Annotated in this window: 22 protein-coding genes and 2 tRNA genes; all 24 read right to left on the bottom strand. The window is 66.3% G+C overall.

Going from position 1 to position 23838, the window contains the following annotated elements:
- Nucleotides 1-9: 9 nt before the first annotated feature.
- Complete coding sequence (rpsO, locus tag QMX80_RS01065; RefSeq protein WP_055769748.1) at nt 10-270, bottom strand: 30S ribosomal protein S15; 261 nt, start codon at nt 268-270, stop codon at nt 10-12.
- 181 nt (nt 271-451) lie between these two features.
- Entirely contained in the window at nt 452-1363 is a 912-nt protein-coding gene (gene truB, locus QMX80_RS01060) for a tRNA pseudouridine(55) synthase TruB (protein WP_282274668.1), read from the bottom strand.
- A 152-nt stretch (nt 1364-1515) separates the two neighbouring features.
- A complete protein-coding gene (rbfA, locus tag QMX80_RS01055) occupies nt 1516-1899 on the bottom strand; it encodes a 30S ribosome-binding factor RbfA (RefSeq protein WP_055769752.1) in 384 nt (127 codons plus the stop codon).
- Nucleotides 1900-1975: 76 nt separating this feature from the next.
- A complete protein-coding gene (infB, locus tag QMX80_RS01050; protein WP_282274663.1) occupies nt 1976-4639 on the bottom strand; it encodes a translation initiation factor IF-2 in 2664 nt (887 codons plus the stop codon).
- Between the two features lie 95 nt (nt 4640-4734).
- The gene (nusA, locus tag QMX80_RS01045) at nt 4735-6246 is read right to left on the bottom strand and encodes a transcription termination factor NusA (RefSeq protein ID WP_055769755.1); all 1512 of its coding nucleotides are present in this window, start codon (nt 6244-6246) and stop codon (nt 4735-4737) included.
- A gap of 4 nt (nt 6247-6250) precedes the next feature.
- On the bottom strand, nt 6251-6841 hold the full coding sequence (rimP, locus tag QMX80_RS01040; RefSeq protein ID WP_282274662.1) for a ribosome maturation factor RimP: 591 nt from the start codon (nt 6839-6841) through the stop codon (nt 6251-6253).
- 198 nt (nt 6842-7039) lie between these two features.
- Nucleotides 7040-7116, bottom strand: a tRNA-Met gene (locus QMX80_RS01035).
- Nucleotides 7117-7322: 206 nt separating this feature from the next.
- On the bottom strand, nt 7323-8783 hold the full coding sequence (nuoN, locus tag QMX80_RS01030; RefSeq protein WP_273080009.1) for an NADH-quinone oxidoreductase subunit NuoN: 1461 nt from the start codon (nt 8781-8783) through the stop codon (nt 7323-7325).
- A 37-nt stretch (nt 8784-8820) separates the two neighbouring features.
- Entirely contained in the window at nt 8821-10332 is a 1512-nt protein-coding gene (locus QMX80_RS01025) for an NADH-quinone oxidoreductase subunit M (protein ID WP_055769759.1), read from the bottom strand.
- A gap of 20 nt (nt 10333-10352) precedes the next feature.
- A complete protein-coding gene (nuoL, locus tag QMX80_RS01020; RefSeq protein ID WP_055769761.1) occupies nt 10353-12491 on the bottom strand; it encodes an NADH-quinone oxidoreductase subunit L in 2139 nt (712 codons plus the stop codon).
- 7 nt (nt 12492-12498) lie between these two features.
- Nucleotides 12499-12804 carry an NADH-quinone oxidoreductase subunit NuoK gene (gene nuoK, locus QMX80_RS01015; protein WP_055769762.1) on the bottom strand — a complete coding sequence of 102 codons (306 nt, stop codon included), beginning with the start codon at nt 12802-12804 and terminating at the stop codon, nt 12499-12501.
- Complete coding sequence (locus tag QMX80_RS01010) at nt 12801-13460, bottom strand: NADH-quinone oxidoreductase subunit J (RefSeq protein WP_273080011.1); 660 nt, start codon at nt 13458-13460, stop codon at nt 12801-12803. The genes nuoK and QMX80_RS01010 overlap by 4 nt, the downstream gene beginning before the upstream one ends.
- Before the next feature lie 10 nt (nt 13461-13470).
- Nucleotides 13471-13959, bottom strand: coding sequence for an NADH-quinone oxidoreductase subunit NuoI (nuoI, locus tag QMX80_RS01005; protein WP_055769766.1), 489 nt, complete (start codon nt 13957-13959; stop codon nt 13471-13473).
- A gap of 3 nt (nt 13960-13962) precedes the next feature.
- On the bottom strand, nt 13963-15057 hold the full coding sequence (gene nuoH / locus QMX80_RS01000) for an NADH-quinone oxidoreductase subunit NuoH (RefSeq protein ID WP_055769769.1): 1095 nt from the start codon (nt 15055-15057) through the stop codon (nt 13963-13965).
- Nucleotides 15054-17300, bottom strand: a complete 2247-nt coding sequence (gene nuoG, locus QMX80_RS00995; protein WP_282274661.1) for an NADH-quinone oxidoreductase subunit NuoG — start codon at nt 17298-17300, stop codon at nt 15054-15056. Before nuoG ends, nuoH begins: the two co-directional genes overlap by 4 nt.
- The gene (nuoF, locus tag QMX80_RS00990; RefSeq protein ID WP_055769773.1) at nt 17297-18634 is read right to left on the bottom strand and encodes an NADH-quinone oxidoreductase subunit NuoF; all 1338 of its coding nucleotides are present in this window, start codon (nt 18632-18634) and stop codon (nt 17297-17299) included. Before nuoF ends, nuoG begins: the two co-directional genes overlap by 4 nt.
- A 3-nt stretch (nt 18635-18637) precedes the next feature.
- Nucleotides 18638-19165, bottom strand: a complete 528-nt coding sequence (gene nuoE, locus QMX80_RS00985) for an NADH-quinone oxidoreductase subunit NuoE (RefSeq protein WP_282274660.1) — start codon at nt 19163-19165, stop codon at nt 18638-18640.
- A 91-nt stretch (nt 19166-19256) separates the two neighbouring features.
- Nucleotides 19257-20564, bottom strand: a complete 1308-nt coding sequence (locus tag QMX80_RS00980) for an NADH-quinone oxidoreductase subunit D (protein ID WP_055769776.1) — start codon at nt 20562-20564, stop codon at nt 19257-19259.
- Entirely contained in the window at nt 20561-21313 is a 753-nt protein-coding gene (locus QMX80_RS00975; protein ID WP_055769778.1) for an NADH-quinone oxidoreductase subunit C, read from the bottom strand. Before QMX80_RS00975 ends, QMX80_RS00980 begins: the two co-directional genes overlap by 4 nt.
- Nucleotides 21314-21345: 32 nt before the next feature.
- Complete coding sequence (locus QMX80_RS00970; RefSeq protein WP_054664850.1) at nt 21346-21900, bottom strand: NADH-quinone oxidoreductase subunit B; 555 nt, start codon at nt 21898-21900, stop codon at nt 21346-21348.
- Nucleotides 21891-22247 carry an NADH-quinone oxidoreductase subunit A gene (locus QMX80_RS00965; RefSeq protein ID WP_055769779.1) on the bottom strand — a complete coding sequence of 119 codons (357 nt, stop codon included), beginning with the start codon at nt 22245-22247 and terminating at the stop codon, nt 21891-21893. Before QMX80_RS00965 ends, QMX80_RS00970 begins: the two co-directional genes overlap by 10 nt.
- A 113-nt stretch (nt 22248-22360) precedes the next feature.
- Nucleotides 22361-22445: transfer RNA gene (locus QMX80_RS00960), tRNA-Leu, on the bottom strand.
- A gap of 52 nt (nt 22446-22497) precedes the next feature.
- Nucleotides 22498-22914 carry a preprotein translocase subunit SecG gene (secG, locus tag QMX80_RS00955; RefSeq protein WP_055769781.1) on the bottom strand — a complete coding sequence of 139 codons (417 nt, stop codon included), beginning with the start codon at nt 22912-22914 and terminating at the stop codon, nt 22498-22500.
- A 28-nt stretch (nt 22915-22942) separates the two neighbouring features.
- Nucleotides 22943-23698, bottom strand: coding sequence for a triose-phosphate isomerase (gene tpiA / locus QMX80_RS00950; protein WP_282274659.1), 756 nt, complete (start codon nt 23696-23698; stop codon nt 22943-22945).
- Nucleotides 23699-23838 lie beyond the last annotated feature (140 nt).

The raw sequence follows: 23838 nt of genomic DNA, 5'->3' as shown, positions 1-23838 counted from the left end.
GGTTGCTGCTTAGCGACGCAGGCCAAGCTTTTCGATCAGGCCCTTGTAGCGCTCGACGTCCTTCTTCTTCAGGTAGTCGAGCAGGCTGCGGCGGCGATTGACCAGCTGCAGCAGGCCGCGGCGGCTGTGGTGATCCTTCTTGTGGAGCTTGAAGTGTTCGGTCAGCTGCTCGATGCGGGCGGTCAGCAGGGCGACCTGGACTTCCGGCGAACCGGTGTCGTTGGCGCCGCGCTTGTTGTCTTCAATAACTTTCTGGGTGTCGATCGACATGATGTTTTCTCTGGATGCGTGGCCGGCAGGAACGTGCTGATGACGCACCGCGCAGCTCGCCGTTTAAGGAATGCGGACCGCCGACGGCGGACCGGTGCCCGGCAAAGGGCCGCAGAATTGTAACGATACGCGCCTGTCGCGACAAGGCGCGACTGGGTTCCGGACAGCAAACAGCGGCCATTCAGAGATTGAAGCGGCGTTGCGGCGCCAGCATTCCGGCCGCATCCACCTGCCCCAGTCCCAGCACCCTGCCATCGTCGGCGAACACCGCCACCAGGCCCTGCGGCCACGATGGCTCGCGCAGGCGCTGGCCCATGCAGAAGCGCTGCGCGCGACCAGCGTCCAGCTGGACCCGGCCGAAATGGCTCAGTCCCGCCTCCAGCGGCAGCAGCCATTCCAGCAGGGCCGCATCGTCCCCGCCCTCGGCCAGGACGCGCAGTTCGTCCAGGCCGATCATGCGCGGGGACAGGAACGGCTCCACCCACAGCCGGCGCAGCGCGGTGATGTGCGCACCGCAGCCCAGCCGCTCGCCCAGGTCGCGGGCGATGCTGCGGATATAGGTTCCCGAACCGCAGGTCACACGCAGCCGCAGCCGCTCCGGCTGCTGCTCCAGCACCTCGATGGACTGCACGTGGACATCCCGCTCCGGTGCCTCGATGGCTTCGCCACGACGCGCCTTCACATACAGCGGCTCGCCGCCCTGCTTCAGCGCCGAGTAGATCGGGGCGCGCTGGCGGATGTGCCCGGTCAACGGCTCCAGCGCCTGCCGCAGCGCCTGCGCGTCGACGGCCGGTACGGGGCGCTGCAGCAGCACCGCGCCGTCGGCATCGTCGGTATCGGTGGTCGCGCCCAGCGCGATGTCGGCATCGTAGGCCTTGGCCGAGCCCAGCAGCAGCCCGGCGATCTTGGTCGCCTCGCCGAAGCACAGCGGCAGCAGGCCGGTAGCCAGCGGATCGAGGCTGCCGGTATGGCCGCCCTTCTCCGCCCTGAACAGGCGCCGCGCCACCTGCAGCGCGGTGTTGGAACTCATGCCGGCAGGCTTGTCGAGCAGGACGATGCCGTCCAGGCGGCGGAATTGGATACGGGGACGCATGCAACACCCTTGTCGGACCGGCGCGGTCGTCCGCATGCCGGCGGGAACAGGAGGAAACCGGCACCCCGCCGCCGGTCGGACCGGAAGCGGTGGGTGTCGTACAGGAACGGAGGATGCCCAGCAGAAATGGCCGGCGCAACGCCGGGCCGGACTTACTCGTCGTCGGCTTCGCTGCCAGCCTGCGCCGCCAGCGTATCCGGCAGATCGCGCAGCAGGTTGTCGATGCGCTCGCCGCGATCCACCGAATCGTCGTAATGGAAATGCAGCTCCGGCACATGGCGCAGCTTCATCGCACGGGCCAGGGCCATGCGCAGCTCGCCGGCCAGCTCGCGCAGGCCCTTGACCGCCTCGACCGAACGCTCCGGCATCAGCGCGGTGACGAACACCTTGGCATGGGCCATGTCGCGGGTGACTTCCACGTCCGAAACGCTGACCGATGGCAGCCCGTGCTCGCGCACGGCGGCATGCACCAGCGTGCCCAGATCGCGGCGGATCTGCGCGGAAACTCGGTCGGTACGGTGGAAGGTCTTGGGCACGGATTGTCGCTCGTCTGATTGCTGCGGGGGAAAGCACGGCCGGCCCGCATCGCGCGGGCCGGCCGGTACTGCGTTGTTACAGGGTGCGCGGCACTTCGATGCGCTCGAAGCATTCGATCTGGTCGCCGGCCTTGACGTCGTTGTAGGCCTTCACGCCGATACCGCACTCGGTACCGTTGCGGACTTCCTCGACGTTTTCCTTGAAGCGGCGCAGCGATTCCAGTTCGCCCTCGAACACCACCACGCTGTCGCGCAGCACGCGGATCGGCTTGTTCCGCTTGACCACGCCCTCGACCACCATGCAGCCGGCGACCGCGCCGAACTTGGAACTGCGGAACACGTCGCGGACCTCGGCGATGCCGATGATCTCTTCGCGGATCTCCACGCCCAGCAGGCCCGAAGCCACCTGCTTCACCTGGTCGATCACGTCATAGATGATCGAGAAGTAACGCAGGTCCACGCCATTGGATTCGATGATGCGGCGGGCCGAAGCGTCCGCACGCACGTTGAAGCCGATGACCGTGGCCTTGGAAGCTACCGCCGAGTTGGCGTCGGATTCGGTGATGCCGCCGACGCCGGAATGGATCACGTTGATCCGGATCTCGTCGTTGGACAGCCCCACCAGCGACTGGCTCAGCGCCTGCACCGAGCCCTGGACGTCGGCCTTGATCAGCAGGTTCAGCACCTGCTGGCCTTCGCCCTTGCCCATCTGCGCCATGATGTCTTCCATGCGGCTGCCCGCCGTGGCGACCAGGCGCGACTCGCGACGCTTGGTTTCGCGCTGCTGCGCGACGTCCTTGGCCAGGCGCTCGTCCTCGACCACGACGAAGTCGTCGCCGGCATCCGGCACGCCGGACAGGCCCAGCACCTGCACCGGGATGGACGGGCCGGCCTCGGCAACCTGCCGGCCGGTCTCGTCGAACAGCGCACGCACGCGGCCGTACTGGATGCCGCACACCAGGTAGTCGCCCTTCTTGAGCTGACCCTGCTGCACCAGCACCGTCGCAACCGGGCCACGGCCCTTGTCCAGCGCCGATTCGATGACCACGCCGGCGGCGCGGCCTTCGGCCACGGCCTTCAGCTCCAGCACTTCGGCCTGCAGCGAAATCGCATCCAGCAGGTCGTCGATGCCCAGGCCGGTCTTGGCCGAGATTTCCACCATCTGCGTGTCGCCACCGAAATCCTCGGCCACGACCTGCTCGGCGAGCAGTTCGTTCTTGACCCGCATCGGATCGGCGGTGGACTTGTCGATCTTGTTGATCGCCACCACGATCGGCGCATTGGCCGCGCGGGCGTGCTGGATGGCTTCCTTGGTCTGCGGCATGACGCCGTCGTCGGCCGCCACCACCACCACCACCACGTCGGTCAGCTGCGCGCCGCGGGCGCGCATCGAGGTGAACGCGGCGTGGCCCGGGGTGTCGAGGAAGCTGATCACGCCCTTCGGCGTTTCCACGTGGTACGCGCCGATGTGCTGGGTGATGCCGCCGGCCTCGCCGTTGGCGACCTTGGTGCGGCGGATGTAGTCCAGCAGCGAGGTCTTGCCGTGGTCGACGTGGCCCATGATGGTGACCACCGGCGGACGCGGCACGGCGTCGCCGTGATCGGCATCGGTGATGGCCAGCAGCGCGTCTTCGGCATCGTTGTTGCCGGCACGCACCACCTTGTGGCCGAGTTCCTCGGTCACCAGCGCGGCGGTGTCGTGGTCGATGGACTGGGTGATGGTGGCCATCACGCCCATCTTGAACAACGCCTTGACCACCTCGCCGCCCTTCAGCGCCAGCTTCTGCGCCAGATCGGCCACGGTGATGGTGTCGCCGATGGCGACCTCGCGCACCACCGGCGCGGTCGGACGCTCGAAGCCGTGACTGCCGCCACCGCCGCGCGACTGCTCGTTGCCGCGACGACCCTGCGGCGCGCGCGCGCCGGGGCGGCCGCGCGAATTGCTGTTGTTGCCGCGGCGGGCGCGGTCGGACGGCGACAGGTGCAGCTGGCCGCCGAAGCGCTTGCCACCCTCGTCTTCCGACTGGCCGCCACGGGACGACTTGTTGCCCGGCTTGGCATGCGCGCTGCCGCGATCGTCGCGCGCAGGTGCCGGCGCCGCGGGGCGCGGCGTGGTCGAGGTGGTGCGCGCAGGACGCGGCGTCAGCGTCTCGATGATCGGCTGCCTGACGGCCGGCGCCGCAGGCGCGGCCTTGGCCGCTTCGGCCGCCTTGGCGGCATCCTCCGCAGCCTGGCGCTCAGCCTCCGCGCGCTCGCGCTCGGCATCTTCGGCCGCCTTCTGGCGCGCCACGATCTCCTCGTCGCGCGCACGGTCCTTCTCGGCCAGCATGCGCTGCTCGTCGAGGTTGCGCTGGCGCGACTCCTCGAGCTTGCGCAGGATCTCGGCGCGCTCGGCATCCGCATCCATCGGCGCGCCGGCAGCCGGCTTGACGTAGGTGCGCTTCTGGCGCACCTCGACATTGACCGTGGTCTTGCTGCGACCGGCATTGACGGTCACTTCCTGCTGCGTACGGCGGCTCAGGGTGATCTTCTTCGGCGCGGCGTCAGCCTCGTCGGCGACCGGCTCGTCCTTGCCGTGGGAACGGCGAAGGAAACCGAGCAGCTTCACTTTCTCGGCGCTGGTCACGACCTGGTCGGGACCGCTGAACTTCATGCCGGCCTGGGCCAGCTGTTCCAGCAGTTTCTCCACCGGCGTATTGACCAGTTGGGCGAGCTTGCGGATGGTGGTTTGCTGCGACATTCGGATCCTATGATCTTGTTGGCGCCCCCTCGATACGGACGAAGGCAGCGCGGAGTCTACGCCCTGAGCGGCTCAGGGCACTGTTCATCGCTGGCTCATTCGCCGCGCTCCAGACGGGCGATCTCCTCGGCGCGGGCGGCCAGGACCAGCGCCGCTGCGCGTTCCAGGTCCATGCCTTCGATGCCGAACTCCAGGATCTCGTCGGCAGCCAGGTCCGACAGATCCTCACTCGTGCGCACGCCGTTGCCGGCCAGCGCATAGGCCGTTGCCTCGTCCATGCCCGGCAACGCCAGCAGGTCTTCGGCCGGCACGCCTTCCTCGGCGCCCTCTTCCACTGCCAGCGCTTCGTTCAGCAGCGCATCGCGGGCGCGGGCGCGCAGTTCCTCGACGATGTCCTCATCGAAGCCTTCCACCGCCAGCAGTTCGCCGATCGGCACGTAGGCGATTTCCTCGACGGTGCTGAAGCCCTCGCTGACCAGGATGCCGGCGATTTCCTCGTCCACTTCCAGCTTGTCCATGAACAGCTGGCGGGCGACGGCCTGCTCGGCCTCCGACTTGGCGGCGACCTGGTCCTGGGTCATCACGTTGAGCTGCCAGCCGGTAAGGCGGCTGGCCAGGCGCACGTTCTGGCCGCCCTTGCCGATGGCCTGGGCCAGGCGCTCTTCGGCCACGGCCAGATCCATCGAGTGCTTTTCCTCATCGACGATGATGGACTGCACTTCGGCCGGCGCCATCGCATTGATGACGAAATTGGCCGGGTTCTCGTTCCACAGCACGATGTCCACGCGCTCGCCGTTGAGCTCGTTGCTCACGGCCTGCACGCGCGAACCGCGCATGCCGATGCAGGCACCGATCGGATCGGTGCGGCTGTCGTGGGCAATGACCGCGATCTTGGCGCGGTCGCCCGGATCGCGGGCGCAGGCCTTGATCTCGACCAGGCCCTGGCCGACTTCCGGCACTTCCAGCTTGAACAGCTCGATCATGAATTCCGGCGCGGCGCGGCTGATGAACAGCTGCGGGCCACGCGGCTCCGAACGCACTTCGGCCAGGTAACCGCGCACGCGGTCGCCTGCGCGCAGCACGTCGCGCGGAATGCCCTTGTCCTTCGGGATGAAGGCCTCGGCGTTGCCGCCCAGGTCGACGTAGATGTTGCCGCGCTCGGCGCGCTTGACCACCCCGGTCACCAGTTCGCCGACGCGATCCTTCCACGCGTCCACGACCTGCTGGCGCTCGGCCTCGCGCACGCGCTGCACGATCACCTGCTTGGCGGCCTGCGCGGCGATGCGACCAAAGTCGGGGTTCTCGATCTGCTCTTCGATGTAGTCGCCGATCTCGACGCCATCGGCCTCGTCGATCGCGTCCATCATGCGGATCTGGCGGTCCGGCGATTCCATCACCACGTCGTCGGCCACGACCTCCCAGCGGCGGAAGGTCTCGTAGCTGCCGTCCTTGTGGTCGATCGCCACGCGCGCCAGCACGTCCTGGTCCACATAGCGCTTCTTTGCCGCCGAGGCGAGCGCGGCCTCGATCGCATCGAAGATCACTTCGCGCGGCACGCCTTTCTCATTGGCGACCGCGTCGACTACCAGCAGAAGTTCCTTGCTCATCGGCTTACTCCGCGCGCGGCTTGCGGGCCGCGGTTTCGTTATTGGATTTGTTCTTGGCCGCGCCACCCTGCTTGGGGGCCGGACCGGTCGGTTTGGTCGGAGCAAGGCCGAGCGCGGCCCAGTCCGGAATGATGCGCGCCTTGTCGATGTTGTCGAAGGCGGCCACGAACGGCCTGCCATCGACGGTGAAGGTCACGGTGCCGGCGACCGCGTCCACCGCGGCGATCTCGCCCTGCAGTCGGCGGCGGTTCTCCTGCGGCAGCTTCAGGCCGACCTTGGCCGACTCGCCCAGGTGCCGTTCGAACTGCTCCAGCGTGAACAGCGGGCGGTCCACGCCCGGCGAGGACACTTCCAGCGTGTAGTTGCCGCTGATCGGATCCTCGACGTCCAGCTGCGCGGACACCTCGCGGCTCACCCGCTCGCAGTCGTCGATGTTGACCACGCGCTCGGGCTGCTCGGCCAGCGGCACGTCGATGTACAGGCGCAGCGTTGCGCCGCCCGGCGCCGGCAGATACTCGGCGCCCAGCAGATCCAGGCCCAGCGCCTGCACGGTGGGGCCCAGCAGATTCGCGATTTCAGTAGCCTTGTCGCTCACAGCCTGCCTTGATTTCGGTAATGGTGATAACGGAAAAACCCAGCCGGACTTTTCGTTTTGCGGAAACAACAAAGGGCCCGACTGGGCCCTTTGTCCGGTATGAATCCGGTGACTGGATTCCGGTTGAAGAAACGGAAGCAAACGTTTCTTCGAGCCCAGATTCCGCCTTCGACAATCAAGATTGAAGAAGGCTGAAACTGGTAGCGGGGGCAGGATTTGAACCTGCGACCTTCGGGTTATGAGCCCGACGAGCTGCCAGACTGCTCCACCCCGCAGCAGAAGCGGAATTATGAAGTAATTGGACCGTTACCGCAAGTCTTTTTTACTTCATTGTTTCAGGAAACCCGGGGGTTCCGCCGAAACCCGGAACGATCCCGTTCCGGTCGACCATCTTGCGATGGTCCGGCGACGCTGGCTTGCCGGCGTCGCCATCAACTCAGGGCGCGCATATTACATGAATCTCGCCGTTTTGTATCGTTTTTTACGACAAATGTGCAAATGCGTTGCGCATCCAGGCCAGCAGCGGCCCCAAGGCCACCGGCAGCACCAGCAACGCCACGCAGTTCACGCCCAGCACGATGCCCAGGATGCGGTCGTTGTTGCGCGGCAGCGGCTCGCCCACCGGCTCGTCGAAATACATGACCTTGACCACGCGCAGGTAGTAGAAGCAGCCCACCACCGCGCTGATCACGCCCAGGATCACCAGCCACAGCAGGCCACCGTTGACCGCGGCGCCCAGCACCGCCAGCTTGGCCCAGAAGCCCAGGAACGGCGGGATGCCGGCCAGCGAGAACATGGCGCACAGCATCAGGCCGGCCATCCACGGGTTGCGCGCGTTCAGGCCCTTGAAGTCGTCGATGCTCTCGGCCTCGAAACCGGCACGCGACAGGGCGATGATCACGCCGAAGGCCGCGGTGGACATGATCGCGTAGGCCACGGCATAGAACATCGCCGCCGAGTAGCCCGCCGCGCCGCCGCCGGCCACGCCCATCAGCAGGAAGCCGATGTGCGAGACGGTCGAATAGGCCAGCATGCGCTTGAGGTTGGTCTGGGCGATGGCCATCAGGTTGCCGACCACCAGCGACAGCGCCGACAGACCGGCCAGCACGTACTGCAGTTCGGTCGACAGCGGGCCGACGCCGGCTTCCAGCAGGCGATAGGCCATGCCGAACGCGGCCAGCTTCGGTGCCGAGCTGATGAACAGCGCGATCGGCGCCGGGGCGCCCTGGTAGACGTCCGGCAGCCACATGTGGAACGGCGCGGCGCCGAGCTTGAAGGCGACGCCGGCGACCATGAACACCGCGCCGGTCAGCAGCAGCATGCGCTCGTCCGAGTGCGCGGCGGCGGCATGGATCACGTCCAGGTGCAGCGAGCCGGTGGCGCCATAGATCAGCGACATGCCGTACAGCAGCAGGCCCGAGGCCAGCGAGCCGAGCACGATGTACTTCATGCCCGCTTCCGCGGCCAGCTTGTTCTCGCGGTTGCTTGCCACCAGCGCATAGGAACACAGCGCCAGCAGTTCCAGCCCCAGGTAGACCATCAGCAGGCTGCCGGCCGAGACCAGGATCATCATGCCCGCGGTGGCGAACAGGACCAGTACCGCGATCTCGCCCTGGTACAGGCTGCGCTCGCGCAGGTAGCTCCAGCCATAGACCAGGGTCAGGCCGCTGACCAGCACCACCACGGTCTTCATGATGTCGGCGGCGTTGTCGCGGATGAACATGCCATGGAACACCTCGCCCTGCCCGCCCACGCCGCCAAGCAGCAGCGCGAAGGCGACAGCGAGGATGGCGACCGACAGGAAGTGGGTCCAGACTTTGTGGCGGTTGCTGATGAACAGGTCGAGGATCAGCAGGGCGAAAGCTCCGCCGATCACCACCAGTTCGGGCAGCAGCGGCGGGAGGTCGGCGGCGGTCAACGGCAGTAGCGTCGGCGTTGTCATCATCAAATCCTGGAATCAATACTCTCGACGGGGCCGCTTACAGCAGCTTGCTCGATGCGATCTGCATCGCCAGCTTGGCGATGGAGGGCTCCATCAGTTCGGTCAGCGGCCGCGGATACACGCCCAGCGCCAGCGTACCGACGGCGAACACGCCCAGCACCAGCCATTCGCGTCCGTTGATGTCCTTCATCTCGGCCACGTGGGCGTTGCCCACTTCGCCGAAGAACACGCGCTTGTACAGCCAAAGCGAATAGGCCGCGCCGATGATCAGCGTGGTGGCCGCGCCCAGCGCCACCAGCGGCTCCCACTGGAAGCTGGCCAGCACCACCATGAACTCGCCGACGAAACCGCTGGTGCCCGGCAGGCCGGAGTTGGCCATGAAGAACAGCAGCGCGAAGGCGGCGAACCAGGGCATCACGTTGACCACGCCGCCGTAGTCGGCGATGCGTCGGGTATGCAGGCGGTCGTAGAGCACGCCGATGCAGGAGAACATCGCGCCGGACACGAAGCCGTGCGAGATCATCTGCACCATCGCACCCTGCAGGCCCAGGCGCGCGGCGTCGGCATTGCCGGCCTCGCGCACCAGCCACAGGGCGGTGAAGGTACCCAGGGTGACGAAGCCCATGTGCGCGACCGAGGAGTAGGCCACCAGCTTCTTCATGTCGTCCTGCACCAGCGCCACCAGGCCGACGTAGATCACCGCCACCAGCGACAGCGCGATCACCAGCCAGGCCCATTCGCTGCTGGCGTCCGGCACGATCGGCAGGTTGAAGCGCAGGAAACCGTAGCCACCGATCTTCAGCGCGATCGCAGCCAGGATCACCGAACCGGCGGTCGGCGCTTCCACGTGCGCGTCCGGCAGCCAGGTGTGCACCGGGAACATCGGCACCTTGACCGCGAAGGCGATCAGGAACGCGAAGAATATCCAGGTCTGCTCCCTGCCCGACAGCTGCAGCTGGTACAGGTCGGCCAGCTGGAAGCTGCCGCCCTTGATGTACAGGTAGATCAGCGCCACCAGCATCAGCACCGAGCCGAGGAAGGTATAGAGGAAGAACTTGATCGCCGCGTAGATGCGGCGCGGCCCGCCCCAGACGCCGATGATCAGGAACATCGGGATCAGCATGGCTTCGAAGAACACGTAGAACAGCATCGCGTCGGTGGCGGCGAAGATGCCCACCGTCACGCCTTCCAGGATCAGGAAGGCGGCCACGTACTGGTTCACGCGCTTGTCGATCACACCCCAGGCACCGATCAGCGCCAGCACGCCCACCAGGGTGGTCAGCAGCACCAGCGCGATGGCGATGCCGTCGACGGCCAGGTTGTAGCCGATGCCGTAGGCCGGGATCCACGGGTGCTGCTCGACGAACTGCATCACCTCGGCGGCGGTGCGGTCGTAGCCGGCGAGCAGGCCGAGGCTCAACAGGAAGGTGAGCAGTGCCACCGCCAGGGACGCCCAACGGGCGGCCTGGGCGTTGCGCACGGCAAGAATCAACGCACCGCCGAGGATCGGCAGCCAGATGAGGATACTGAGTAGGGGCCAGTTCGACACGTCTTCTTATTCCGTACAGGTCAACGCCAGAAATGCATCAGCAGGCCCAGCAGGGCAATCAGGCCGATGATCATCACGAAGGCGTAGTGGTAGAGGAAACCGGATTGGGTGCGGCGCAGCAGGTTGGCGGCCAGCTCGACCACGCGGGCCGCACCGTTCACCACCCCATCGACCACGTTGCTGTCCACGGCGCGCGCGGCCTTGCCGAGTTTGACGCTGCCGCCGGCGAAACCTTCGATCCACAGCTTGTCGAAGCCGTACTTGTTCTCCAGCACCGAAACCACCGGCGCAAGGGCCTTGCGGGACCGGCCGGCCAGTTCCGGCTTCCAGATGTAGAACACCCAGGCCAGGACGAAACCGGCGACTGTCAGGATGAATGCAGGCGCGGTCAGGCCATGCAGCGCGAACTGCACGGCGCCATGCCAGCCTTCCTTGCCCACTTCGGCGATGGTGTCGCGCGCCGGGTCGTAGAAGTCGACGATGCCGGTGAAGAAGGACATCACCTGCCCCGGGATGCCGTTGCCGCTGGCATGACCGGCCCAGTCGGTGCCGAACAGCATCGGACCGGCGGTGAAGAAGCCGATGAGGATCGACGGGATCGCCAGCAGGACCAGCGGCAGGGTCACCACCCAGGGCGATTCGTGCGGCTCGTGCGCGCCATGGCCATGATGCTCGTCATGGTGGTGCGCGTCATGGCCGTGGTCCTCGTGCGCGTCGCGGAAGCGCTCCTTGCCGAAGAACGTCAGGAACAGCAGGCGGAAGCTGTAGAAGCTGGTGACGATCACGCCGCCCAGCACCGCCCAGTAGCCGTAGGTGGCCACCCAGCTGTCGGACGCGTGGGCATGCAGCTCGGCCGCCTCGATGATGGTGTCCTTCGAGTAGAAACCGGAGAAGAACGGCGTGCCGACCAGGGCCAGGGTGCCGATCCACATGGTGATGTGGGTGATCGGCATGTACTTGCGCAGGCCACCCATCTTCATCATGTTCTGCTCGTGGTGCATGCCGATGATGACCGAGCCGGCGCCGAGGAACAGCAGCGCCTTGAAGAAGGCATGGGTCATCAGGTGGAACACCGCACCCGAGTAGGCGGACACGCCCAGCGCCACGGTCATGTAGCCCAGCTGCGACAGCGTCGAGTAGGCAACAACGCGCTTGATGTCGTTCTGCACGATGCCGATCAGGCCGGTGAAGAAGGCCGTGGTCGCACCGATGAACAGGATGAAGTTGAGCGCCGTCTGCGACAGCTCGAACAGCGGCGACATGCGGGTGACCATGAAGATGCCGGCGGTCACCATCGTCGCGGCGTGGATCAGCGCCGAGATCGGGGTCGGGCCTTCCATCGAGTCCGGCAGCCACACGTGCAGCGGCACCTGCGCCGACTTGCCCATCGCGCCGATGAACAGGCAGATGCAGATCAGCGTGGCGATCGACCAGATCACCGGCTCGCCCAGCACCTGCACCGGGTGGCCGAACAGGTTGATCGAACCGGACCACACCTGGATCAGCGCGTTCGGATCATTCAGCAGCGGCGCGTTGGCGAACACGGTCGCGTAGTCCAGGGTGCCGAACACCCACAGCACGCCGGCGATGCCCAGCAGGAAGCCGAAGTCGCCCACGCGGTTGACCAGGAAGGCCTTCATGTTGGCGAAGATCGCGCTCGGCTTCTTGAAGTAGAAGCCGATCAGCAGGTACGACACCAGGCCCACCGCTTCCCAGCCGAAGAACAGCTGCAGGAAGTTGTTGCTCATCACCAGGGTGAGCATGGAGAAGGTGAACAGCGAGATGTAGCTGAAGAAGCGCTGGTAGCCGTCATCGTCGGCCATGTAGCCGATCGAGTAGACATGCACCAGCAGCGACACGAAGGTCACCACCACCATCATCATCGCGGTCAGGCGGTCGACCATGAAGCCGACGTGCGCCGAATACTGGCCGACTTCGAAGAAGGTATAGAGGTTCTGGTTGAACGGCTGCGCCCCGCCCCACAGCAACTGGTACAGGGTGTGCATCGACAGCGCGCAGCTGACCGCCACGCCGAGGATGGTGGCGTACTGGGCGCCCTTGCGCCCCACCTGGCGACCGAACAGGCCGGCGATGACGCTGCCGAGCAGCGGTGCCAGCACCACTGCGATCAACAGGCTCTTGGAGAGAGTGATTTCCATCTGTGGGTCAGCCCTTCAACGAATCGACTTCGCCCACGTTGATGGTGTGGCGGGTACGGAACAGGGTCACCAGGATCGCGAGGCCGATGGCGGCTTCCGCCGCGGCCACGGTCAGGATGAAGAACACGAACAGCTGGCCGGCGGTATCGCCGAGCTGACGCGAGAAGGCGACGAAGTTGATGTTCACCGACAGCAGCATCAACTCGACCGACATCAACAGCACGATGATGTTCTTGCGGTTGAGGAAGATGCCGGCGACGGAGATGCAGAACATCACCGCGCCAAGAGCGAGCATGTGGCCCAGGGAAATCATGGCTTGGCCTCCTCGCCGCCTTCGTTGTGCTTGGTATCGGTCAGCGCGACCGGCTTCTCGGCCGCCATCTTCACGATGCGCAGGCGGTCGCTGGCGCGGACGCGGGTCTGCTCGGACGGATTCTGCGTCTTCACGCCGGTACGGCGGCGCAGGGTCAGCATCACCGCGGCGATCACCGCCACGGTCAGGATCACCGCGGCGAACTCGAACGGCAGCAGGTATTCGGTGAACAGGCTGCGCGCCAGCCAGGTGACATTGGAGTTGTCGGCGGCGACGGCGGCCGCGTTGTCGGCCGGGAACGGCACGGCCATGCGCGCCTTGATGCCGATCAGGGTCAGCATCTGAACCAGCATCACCACCGCGACGACCAGTCCGACCGGCAGGTAGCGCACCCAGCCTTCGCGCAGGCTGGCGGTTTCCACGTCGAGCATCATCACCACGAACAGGAACAGCACCATCACCGCGCCGACGTACACCAGCACCAGGGTGACGCCGAGGAACTCGGCGCCGACCAGCAGCCACACGCAGGCGATGGAGAAGAAGGTCAGGATCAGGCACAACACGGCATACACCGGGTTACGCACGCTGATCACCGACAGGGCCGAAAGCCCCGCCACGATCGAGAAGAACCAGAAAGCGATATTTACCCAATCCATCTTTCGGTCCTCAGCGGAAGGCGGCGTCGGCGGCACGGCGTTCGGCGATCTCGGCTTCCAGCCGATCACCGATGGCCAGCAGCTGCGGCTTGGTGACGATGTTCTCGCCACGGTTCTCGAAGTGGTACTCGAGGATGTGGGTTTCCACGATCGAGTCCACCGGGCAGCTCTCCTCGCAGAAACCGCAGAAGATGCACTTGAACAGGTCGATGTCGTAGCGCGTGGTGCGGCGGGTGCCGTCCTCGCGCTTGGCCGAATCGATGGTGATGGCCAACGCCGGGCACACCGCCTCGCACAGCTTGCAGGCGATGCAGCGTTCCTCGCCGTTCGGGTAGCGGCGCAGCGCGTGCAGGCCGCGGAAGCGCGGCGACTGCGGGAACTTCTCCATCGGGTACAGCACGGTGTACTTGGGCTTGAACGCGTACTTCAGCGTCAGCCACATGCCGGAGACCAGCTCCAGCAGCAGCAGGCTCTTGAAATAGTGGGTGATCTTTTTCATGAATCAAACGCCTCTCTGGATCACGCCGTAGAACACGAGCAATGCGGTCACCGCGATCCACGCGATGGTCAGCGGGATGAACACCTTCCAGCCCAGGCGCATGATCTGGTCGTAGCGGAAGCGCGGGAACGTGGCGCGGAACCAGATGTACGAACTGGCGAAGAAGAACACCTTGGCCAGCAGCCACGGCCAGCCGCCGTTCCAGATCCAGTTGACCCACGGCGACACGTCCGCCGTCACCCAGCCCTGGATCGGGCTCAGCCAGCCGCCCATGAAGAAGATCGAGATCAGGAAGCTGATCAGGATCATGTTGGCGTATTCGGCCAGGAAGAACAGCGCGAACGCACCGCCGGAGTACTCGACCATGTGGCCGGCGACGATTTCCGACTCGCCCTCGACCACGTCGAACGGCGCGCGGTTGGTCTCGGCCACGCCGGACACCCAGTACACGACGAACAGCGGCAGCAGCGGCAGCAGGAACCAGTCGAACAGGCCGGAACTGCCCTTCTGCGCCAGCACGATCTCGCTCAGGTTCAGGCTGCCGGCGGCGATCATCACGCCGACCAGGGCGAAGCCCATCGCGATTTCGTAACTGACCATCTGCGCGGCAGAGCGCATCGCGCCAAGGAAGGCGTACTTGGAGTTCGACGCCCAGCCGGCCAGGATCACGCCGTAGATGCCCAGCGAGGTCATCGCCAGCAGGTACAGCAGGCCGACGTTGGCGTTGGACAGCACCAGCTTGTAATCGAACGGCACCACCGACCAGGCGGCGAACGACGGTGCCAACACGATCAGCGGCGCCAGCACGTAGATCGTCCGGTGCGCGTTGGCCGGCTGCACGATTTCCTTGAACAGCAGCTTGGTCACGTCGGCAAAGGCCTGCAGCAGGCCGCCCAGGCCGACGTACATCGGCCCGTGACGCACGTGCATCCAGCCGATCAGCTTGCGCTCCCACAGCACGTAGAACGCCACCGATACGATGATCGGCATGGCGATGACCAGGATCTTCAGCACCGTCCACAGCACGATGCCGATGTCGCCCAGCGTCAGGAACCACTGGTGCAGCGGGTCGACCGCGTTCAACAGCAACTCGTTCATGCAGCCACCACCGTTACCCGAGCGGCACCCAGCGGCGCGGTGGCGCCGTGGCCCGATTCAATCCAGACCGTACCGGCGGCGACGCGCGCGTCGACCACGACCGGCAGGGTCGCCTTGCCGGCGTCGGTGCCGACCTTGGCCATCTGCCCTTCCACCAGCTGCAGCCGTGCGGCGTCATCGACGTTGAGCACGATGCGCGGCGCGTTGTTCAGCGGATGTGCCTGCAGCGCTTCGGCGCGACGCACCACCGCATCGGTGCGGTAGATCGCCGGGGTCGAAGCCACTTCCAGGCCCTCGCCCGCCAGCTGCGGCTGCGCCGAGGCAGCCACGCTCACCTGCACCGGCTGCAGGCCGGCACGCAGGCCCGCCAGATCGGTGAAGCCGAAGCCGGTCAGCTGCAGGTCGCCACCCAGGGCGCGCAGCACGCGCCAGCCCTCGCGGGCCTCGCCCGGCAGCTTGCCGCCGGCACGGGCCTGCTGGTCGCGGCCATCGAGGTTGGTCAGGGTCGCATCGATTTCCGGCAGCGCGCCGATCGGCAGGATCACGTCAGCCACGTCGCGGGTCGAGGCGCAGGCGAACTGGCTGAACGCCACCACCTTGGCACCGGCCAGCGCCTTGCGCGCGGCGGCGCCGTCGGCGAAGTCCAGGCCCGGCTCGATGCCGTACAGCACGTAGGCCTTGCGCGGCTGCGCCAGCATCGCGGCGACATCCTTGCCGGCCGGCAGCACGCCGGCGCGGGACAGGCCGATGGCATTGGCGCCCTGCGGGATGCGGCACAGCTTCGCGCCGGTGGCCGCGGCGAAATCGCGCGCGGCAGCGCGGATCGCGGCCGCCTGCGGATGGTTCTCGGCGATCGCGCCGACGATGACGACGGCGTTGCCACCGGCCTTCACCGCCTCGCGCAGCCCGGCATCGCCCAGCGCCTGGACGAACGTCGACGGCGCGACGATCTGCTTGCCGGCCAGCGCGAATGCGAAATCGAAATCGACCGGATTGACCGCGAAGATCTGCGCCCCCTTCTGGGTCTGCGCCTTGCGCAGGCGCGCATGCAGCAGCGGCAGTTCGTGGCGGATGTTGCTGCCCAGCAGGACGATGCGGTCGGCGTTCTCGATGTCGGCCAGCGAAGCGCCGAACACCTCGGCGGTCGCGGCGTCGGAGAAGTCGCGGTTGTCGATGCGGTGGTCGAGGTTGTTCGAGCCCAGGCCGGTGGCCAGGCGGGCCAGCAGCGCACCCTCCTCGTTCGAGGTGGACGGGTGCACCAGCACGCCGAGGTCATCGCCACGGTTGCCGTCGAGGATCTCGCGGGCGGCGGCCAGACCTTCGGCCCAGCTCACTTCCTTCCACTCGCCGTTGACCTTCTGCAGCGGCTTGACCGCGCGGTCGGCGGCATACAGGCCCTGGTGCGAATAACGGTCGCGGTCGGACAGCCAGCACTCGTTGACCAGCTCGTTGTCGCGCGGCACCACGCGCAGCACTTCGCCGCGGCGCACGTGCAGGAACAGGTTCGAGCCCATCGCGTCGTGGTAGCCCAGCGACTCGCGCGCGGTCAGTTCCCACGGGCGGGCCCGGAACTGGAACACCTTGTTGGTCAGCGCGCCGACCGGGCACACGTCGATCACGTTGCCCGAAAGCTCGGTGGTCAGCGGCTTGCCGTCATAGGTGCCGATCTGCAGGTTTTCGCCGCGGTACATGCCGCCCAGCTCATAGGTGCCGGCGATCTCCGCGGTGAAGCGCACGCAGCGGGTGCACTGGATGCAGCGGGTCATCTCGGTGGCGACCAGCGGCCCCATGTCCTCGTCGGCCACCACGCGCTTGCGCTCGTTGAAGCGGCTGACCGAACGGCCGTAGCCCAGCGACACGTCCTGCAGCTCGCACTCGCCGCCCTGGTCGCAGATCGGGCAGTCCAGCGGATGGTTGATCAGCAGGAATTCCATGACCGAGCGCTGGTACTTGAGCGCCTTCTCGTTGCGGGTCTGGATCTTCATGCCGTCCATGACCGGCGTGGCGCAGGCCGGCGACGGCTTGGGCGACTTCTCGACGTCGACCAGGCACATGCGGCAGTTGGCCGCGATCGGCAGCTTCTCGTGGTAGCAGAAGCGCGGAATCGGGATGCCGGCCTTGTCGGCGGCCTGGATGATCATCGACCCCTTGGGCGCGAACATCGTCTGCCCATCGATCTCGATGGTGACGTGTCCTTCCGGCACCACCGGCGCCTCGCTAGGGTTCATGGGTTGCGCGCTCATGCGGCAGCAGCCTCCACCTTCTTGCCGTCAACTTTCGAATGACCGTTGACGATGTAGTACTCGAATTCGTCCCAGAACTGGCGCAGGAACCCCTGGATCGGCCATGCCGCCGCTTCGCCGAAGGCGCAGATGGTGTGGCCTTCGATCTGGCCGGCGACGGTGCGCAGCTGGTGCAGGTCTTCCATCGTCGCCTTGCCGGCGACGATGCGCTCCAGCACGCGATGCATCCAGCCGGTGCCCTCACGGCACGGCGTGCACTGGCCGCAGGATTCCTTGTGGAAGAACTGGCTGATGCGGCAGGCGAACTTGACGCAGCACACGCTGTCGTCCAGCACCACGATCGCACCCGAACCCAAGCCGGAGCCCAGCGCGCGGATGGTGTCGTAATCCATCGGCAGGCCCTTGAGCTGCTCGGCGGTCAGCACCGGCATCGACACGCCGCCCGGAATCGCCGCCTTCAGCGTACGGCCCGGACGCAGGCCACCGGCCATTTCCAGCAGTTCGTCGAAAGTCGTGCCCAGCGGCACTTCGAAGTTGCCGCCCTTCTGCACGCAGCCGGACACGGAGAAGCACTTCGGGCCGCCATTGGCGGTCTTGCTCAGGCCCTTGAACCACTCCGGGCCGTTGCGGATGATCGCCGGCACCGAGCCATAGGTCTCGGTATTGTTGATCGTCGACGGCTTGCCGTACAGGCCGAAATTGGCCGGGAACGGCGGCTTGTAGCGCGGCTGGCCCTTCTTGCCTTCCAGCGACTCCATCAGCGCGGTCTCTTCGCCGCAGATGTAGGCGCCGGCGCCCAGCGCGCCGTAGATGTCGATATCCACGCCGCTGCCCAGCACGTTCTTGCCCAGCCAGCCATGCTTGTAGGCATCGGCCAGGGCCTGCTCGAAGTGCTCGAACGGCTCGTGGTGGAACTCGCCGCGCAGGTAGTTGTAGCCCACGGTCGAACCGGTGGCGTAGCAGGCGATCGCCATGCCCTCGACCACCGAGTGCGGGTTGTAGCGCAGGATGTCGCGGTCCTTGCAGGTGCCCGGCTCGGATTCGTCCGAGTTGCACAGGATGTACTTCTGCGGCGCATCCTTGGGCATGAAGGACCACTTCAGGCCGGTCGGGAAGCCCGCGCCGCCGCGGCCGCGCAGGCCGGACTGCTTGACCATCTCGATCACGTCGGCCGGCGCGATCTTCTCCTCGAGGATCTTGCGCAGCGCGGCGTAACCGCCGGTCTTGAGGTAATTCTCGTACGACCACGGGGTGTCGTAGTGCAGCGTGGTGTAGACCACGTTGTGCGGAAGCGGCGCCGGACCGACCGGGCCCCTGGATTCGTGGTGTGCCATGCCTTACTCCAGCCCGTCCAGCAGCGCGTCGACCTCGTCCAGCGTCAGGCGCTCATGGTAGTGACCGTTGATGACCATCATCGGCGCGCCCGCGCAACCGGCCAGGCACTCTTCCTCGCGCTTGAGGTAGACGCGGCCGTCCGGGGTCGATTCGCCGTGCTTGATGCCCAGCTTCTTCTCGCAGTGGCGCACGATGTCGTCGGCGCCATTGAGCCAGCAGCTGATGTTGGTGCAGATGGCGACGTTGTTGCGGCCGACCTTCTCGGTCTCGAACATCGAGTAGAAGCTGGCGACCTCGTAGGCCCACACGAACGGCAGGTCGAGGTACCTGGCCACCGCGGCGATCAGCTCGTCGCTCAGCCAGCCCTGGTTCTGCTCCTGCGCGGCGTGCAGGCCCTGCAGCACCGCCGAGCGCTTGCGCTCCGGCGGGAACTTCGTCAGCCAGTGATCGATGTGAGCGCGCGTCTTGTCGCTCAACACCACCATCGGGTCGACGTCGCGCGCCGCCTCGAAATTACCTGTCGCCTTCATCGGCCGACCTCAACCAATAGCAGATCCTGGGAAACCGATGCCTGCAGCAGCATGGCCGCGCTGGCACCGGGCGTTGTGCGCTTGCCCGGCATTACCGGTCGACCTCGCCGAACACGAGATCGTAGGTGCCGATCATCGCCACCACGTCCGACAGCATGTGGCCGCGCACGATCGAATCCAGCGAGGACAGGTGGGCGAAGCCGGGCGCGCGCAGGTGCGCGCGGAACGGCTTGTTGGCGCCGTCGGACACCAGGTAGCAGCCGAACTCGCCCTTCGGCGCCTCGACCGCGGCATAGGTTTCGCCGGCCGGCACGCAGTAGCCTTCGCTGAACAGCTTGAAGTGGTGGATCAGCGCTTCCATGTCGTCCTTCATCTCCGCACGCTTGGGAGGGGCGACCTTGAAATTGCGGACCATGACCGGGCCAGGATTGGCCTTCAGCCACTGCACGCACTGCTTGATGATGTGGTTGGACTGGCGCATCTCGGCGATACGGACCAGGTAACGGTCGTAGCAGTCGCCGCCGGTGCCCAGCGGGATGTCGAAATCGACCGCGTCGTACTTGGCGTACGGCTGCTTCTTGCGCAGGTCCCAGGCGATGCCCGAGCCGCGCAGCATGACGCCGGTCATGCCCCATGCCAGGGCGTGCTCCGGGGTGATCACGCCGATGCCGACGGTGCGCTGCTTCCAGATGCGGTTGTCGGTCAGCAGGGTCTCGTACTCGTCGACGCGCGCCGGGAACTCGTTGGTGAAGTTCTCCAGGAAGTCCAGCATCGAGCCTTCGCGGGCGGCGTTCAGGCGCTTGAGCGCATTGCCCTTGTGCCAGCGCGACTCCTTGTATTTCGGCATCGTGTCCGGCAGGTCGCGGTACACGCCGCCCGGGCGGTAGTAGGCCGCGTGCATGCGCGCGCCGGACACCGCCTCGTAGCAGTCCATCAGCTCCTCGCGCTCGCGGAACGCATACAGCATCACCGCCATCGCGCCGAGGTCGAGCCCGTTCGAACCCAGCCACATCAGGTGGTTCAGGATGCGGGTGATCTCGTCGAACATCGTGCGGATGTACTGCGCACGCTCCGGCACCTCGATGCCCGCCAGGGTCTCGATGGCGCGGACGTAGGCATGCTCGTTGCACATCATCGAGCAGTAATCCAGGCGGTCCATGTAGCCGATCGACTGGTTGAACGGCTTGGACTCGGCCAGCTTCTCGGTAGCGCGATGCAGCAGACCCACGTGCGGGTCGGCGCGCATGATGGTCTCGCCGTCCATCTCCAGGATCAGGCGCAGCACGCCATGCGCGGCCGGGTGCTGCGGGCCGAAGTTCATGGTGTAGTTGCGGATCTCCTGCCTGCCTTCGGCGGGATTGCTGGCGAAGGCCTCAGAGGCCTGATGGAACTCACTCACTTGCTTGCCTCCGTCTGCGCGCGCTCGCCTTCGGCGGTCTCGAAGCGGGCGTCGTCGCGGATCACGCGCGGCACGCCCACGCGCGGCTCGACCGACGTCACCGGCTCATAGACCACGCGCTTCTTTTCTTCGTCGTAACGCACTTCGACGTTGCCGATCAGCGGGAAGTCCTTGCGGAACGGATGACCGACGAAACCGTAGTCGGTCAGGATCCGGCGCAGGTCCGGGTGGCCTTCGAAGATCACGCCGTACAGGTCGAACGCCTCGCGCTCGAACCAGTTCAGGCCCGGCCACACGCCGGTGAGCGACGCCACCACCGGCAGCGCCTCGCTCGGCGCGAAGCAGCGCATGCGCAGCAGCTGGTTGTGCTGGTAGGAACGCAACTGCACGACGACGGCGAAGCGCTGCTTCGGCAGCGCGTCCGGCTGAGCGCCTTCGGCGGTTTCGTGGCTGGGGAATTCGCCCCAGGCGAAGCGGCCGGCGCCCTTGCCTTCCACGCCGCGGCTGAAGCCCTGCGAGGAAACGTCGGCCGTATCCCACTCGTCGCTGCCGAAGCCGAGGTAGTCGACTCCGCACAGGTCGGTGGCGTGTTCGAAGCCGAACTCGTCGCGCAGGGCGACGGCGACGGCATGCCAGTCGGCCGACGGAACCTCCAGCGTCACTTCGCCGCGCGGTTCGACCACGGAGACCTGCGCACCGGCGAAACGCGCGCGAAGTCGGTCGATGAGTGAAGGTGCTTGCTGGGCCATGGGGGCTGGCGTGCTCTTGACTTGAAAGGGGATCAGCGTGCGATGGTCTGGGTGCGCCAGATCTTCTTCTGCAGCTGCAGGATGCCGTACACCAGCGCCTCGGCGGTCGGCGGGCAGCCCGGGACGTAGACGTCCACCGGCACCACGCGATCGCAGCCGCGCACGACCGCATACGAATAGTGGTAATAGCCGCCGCCGTTGGCGCAGCTGCCCATCGAGATGACCCACTTCGGGTCGGGCATCTGGTCGTAGACCTTGCGCAGCGCCGGGGCCATCTTGTTGACCAGGGTGCCGGCGACGATCATCACGTCGGACTGGCGCGGCGACGGGCGGAATACCACGCCGTAGCGGTCCAGGTCCAGGCGCGAGGCGCCGGCGTGCATCATCTCCACGGCGCAGCAGGCCAGGCCGAAGGTCATCGGCCACATCGAGCCGGTGCGCGCCCAGTTCAGCAGGGCGTCGACGCTGGTGGTGACGTAGCCCTTCTCGAGCAGCGGGTTGTCGCCTTCGGGCCGGAGGATGTCGTCAACCCGCCCTTCCGGGATCGGATTGTTCATCAGGCCATCGAGAGTCTGAATCACTCCCATTCCAGCGCTCCCTTCTTCCACACGTAGATAAAGCCGAGGAACAGCATGCCCACGAACAGGCCCATGGTGACGAGCGAACGCGCGCCCAGCTCCATGAAGACCTGGGTCCAGGGCACGATGAAGATGATTTCCAGGTCAAAGACGATGAACTGGATGGCGATGAGGTAATAGCGCACATCGAATTTCATGCGCGCGTTCTCGAACGCCTCGAAGCCGCACTCGTACGGCGACAGTTTCTGCTCGTCAGGGCTGCGGGGGCCAAGGAAACGACCGATCAGCATCAGGGCGACGCCGATGCCGCTGGCGACGATCAGAAACAGCAGGGACGGCAAATATTCGGCCAGCACAGCGATTCTCTCTTGCCTCTGCCCGGACACCTGCAGGCGCCCGCGCATGGGGATTGACGGGACTTGCCACGGCGGGAGCTGCCGCATCCCGCATAACCCGCATAACAAACTCATGGTGCCCAAGAGGGGACTCGAACCCCTACGACTTGCGTCGCTACCACCTCAAGGTAGTGCGTCTACCAATTCCGCCACCTGGGCTTACTTACGTCAGCGCACCGGCTTCGCAGTGCGGCGCGTATTGTAACCGTCTTCAGTCTTTATGCGAGCCCTCGGCGGGCTTTTCTTCGCCCTGCGCCGGATTATTTGCGGCAGGCGTCGCCTGCGGCACTTCGCCCGCGGCCGCGGCCTGCGGAACGGACTGCAGCTCGCCCGCTGGAGCGGCAGGCGCCTGCACCTGGGACATCACGCCCAGCCCCTGTTCGGCGGGGCGCGAACCATGGGAGGCATACCAGGCCATGAACAGGCTGATGCCGAAGAACACCACGGCCAGCCACTTGGTGGACTTGGACAGGAAGTTGGACGCGCCGCGCGCGCCGAACACCGTACCCGATGCGCCGGCACCGAAACCCGAGCCCGCGGCCGCGCCGGAGCCGCGCTGCATCAGGATCAGCGCGATCATCGCGACCGCCACCAGCACATAGACCACATTGAGGATCAACATCAGCATTTGAAATCCGTCCCGGACAATTCCACCGTTAGCGACCGGCTGCCGCCCTCGCGATGGCCAGGAAATCTGCCGCCACCAGCGAAGCGCCGCCTACCAGCCCGCCATCGACGTCAGGCTGTGCGAACAGCTCTGCAGCATTGTCGGGCTTGACGCTGCCGCCATACAGGATCGGCAGCGAATCAGCGATTCTAGCATCGCGCCCGGCGACTACGCCACGGATGAAGGCATGCACGGCCTGCGCCTGCTCCGGGCTGGCGGTACGGCCGGTGCCGATGGCCCAGACCGGCTCGTAGGCGACCACCGCCCCGGCAAAGGCCTGGACCCCGGCCAGCTCCAGTACCGGCGCCAGCTGCGCGGCGATGACATGCTCGGTCTGCCCGGCCTCGCGCTGCTCCAGCGTCTCACCGACGCACAAGACCGGAACCAGGCCGGCATTGGCCGCCGCCACGAACTTGCGCGCGACCAGCTCGCTGCTTTCGTGATGGTACTGGCGGCGCTCGGAATGGCCCACCAGCCCGTAGGCGGCCCCCACGTCCACCAGCATGGCGGCCGACACCTCGCCGGTGTAGGCGCCCTTCTCGTTGCAGCTGACGTCCTGCGAGCCGAACGCCAGGGCGGTGTCCTCGAAGTCCTCGACCAGATCCCCCAGGTAGGGCAGCGGCGGCAGGATCACCAGCTCGACCCCCTCCAACGGCAGGCCGGCAGCGACCTGCCCCACCAGTCCAGTGGCGAATTGACGGCTGCCATGCAGCTTCCAGTTACCGGCAACGATCTTGCGGCGCATTCAGGAGCGACTCCCAATGAAAAGTGGGCGAAGGATAGCCCACTACGGACAGCCACAGGACAACCGGCAGACAACACGGGACAGGACGGATGCGCCCCACCCGCAACCGGCAGTACTGGCCGCCATCGGCATGGAGGCGG

It is taken from the genome of Stenotrophomonas sp. PS02297 (genome assembly GCF_029959705.1).
In the GTDB taxonomy this organism is placed as follows: Bacteria; Pseudomonadota; Gammaproteobacteria; order Xanthomonadales; family Xanthomonadaceae; genus Stenotrophomonas; species Stenotrophomonas nitritireducens.
The sequence above is the reverse complement of the archived record's forward strand: the minus strand, read 5'-3'. Positions and strand labels throughout refer to the sequence as shown.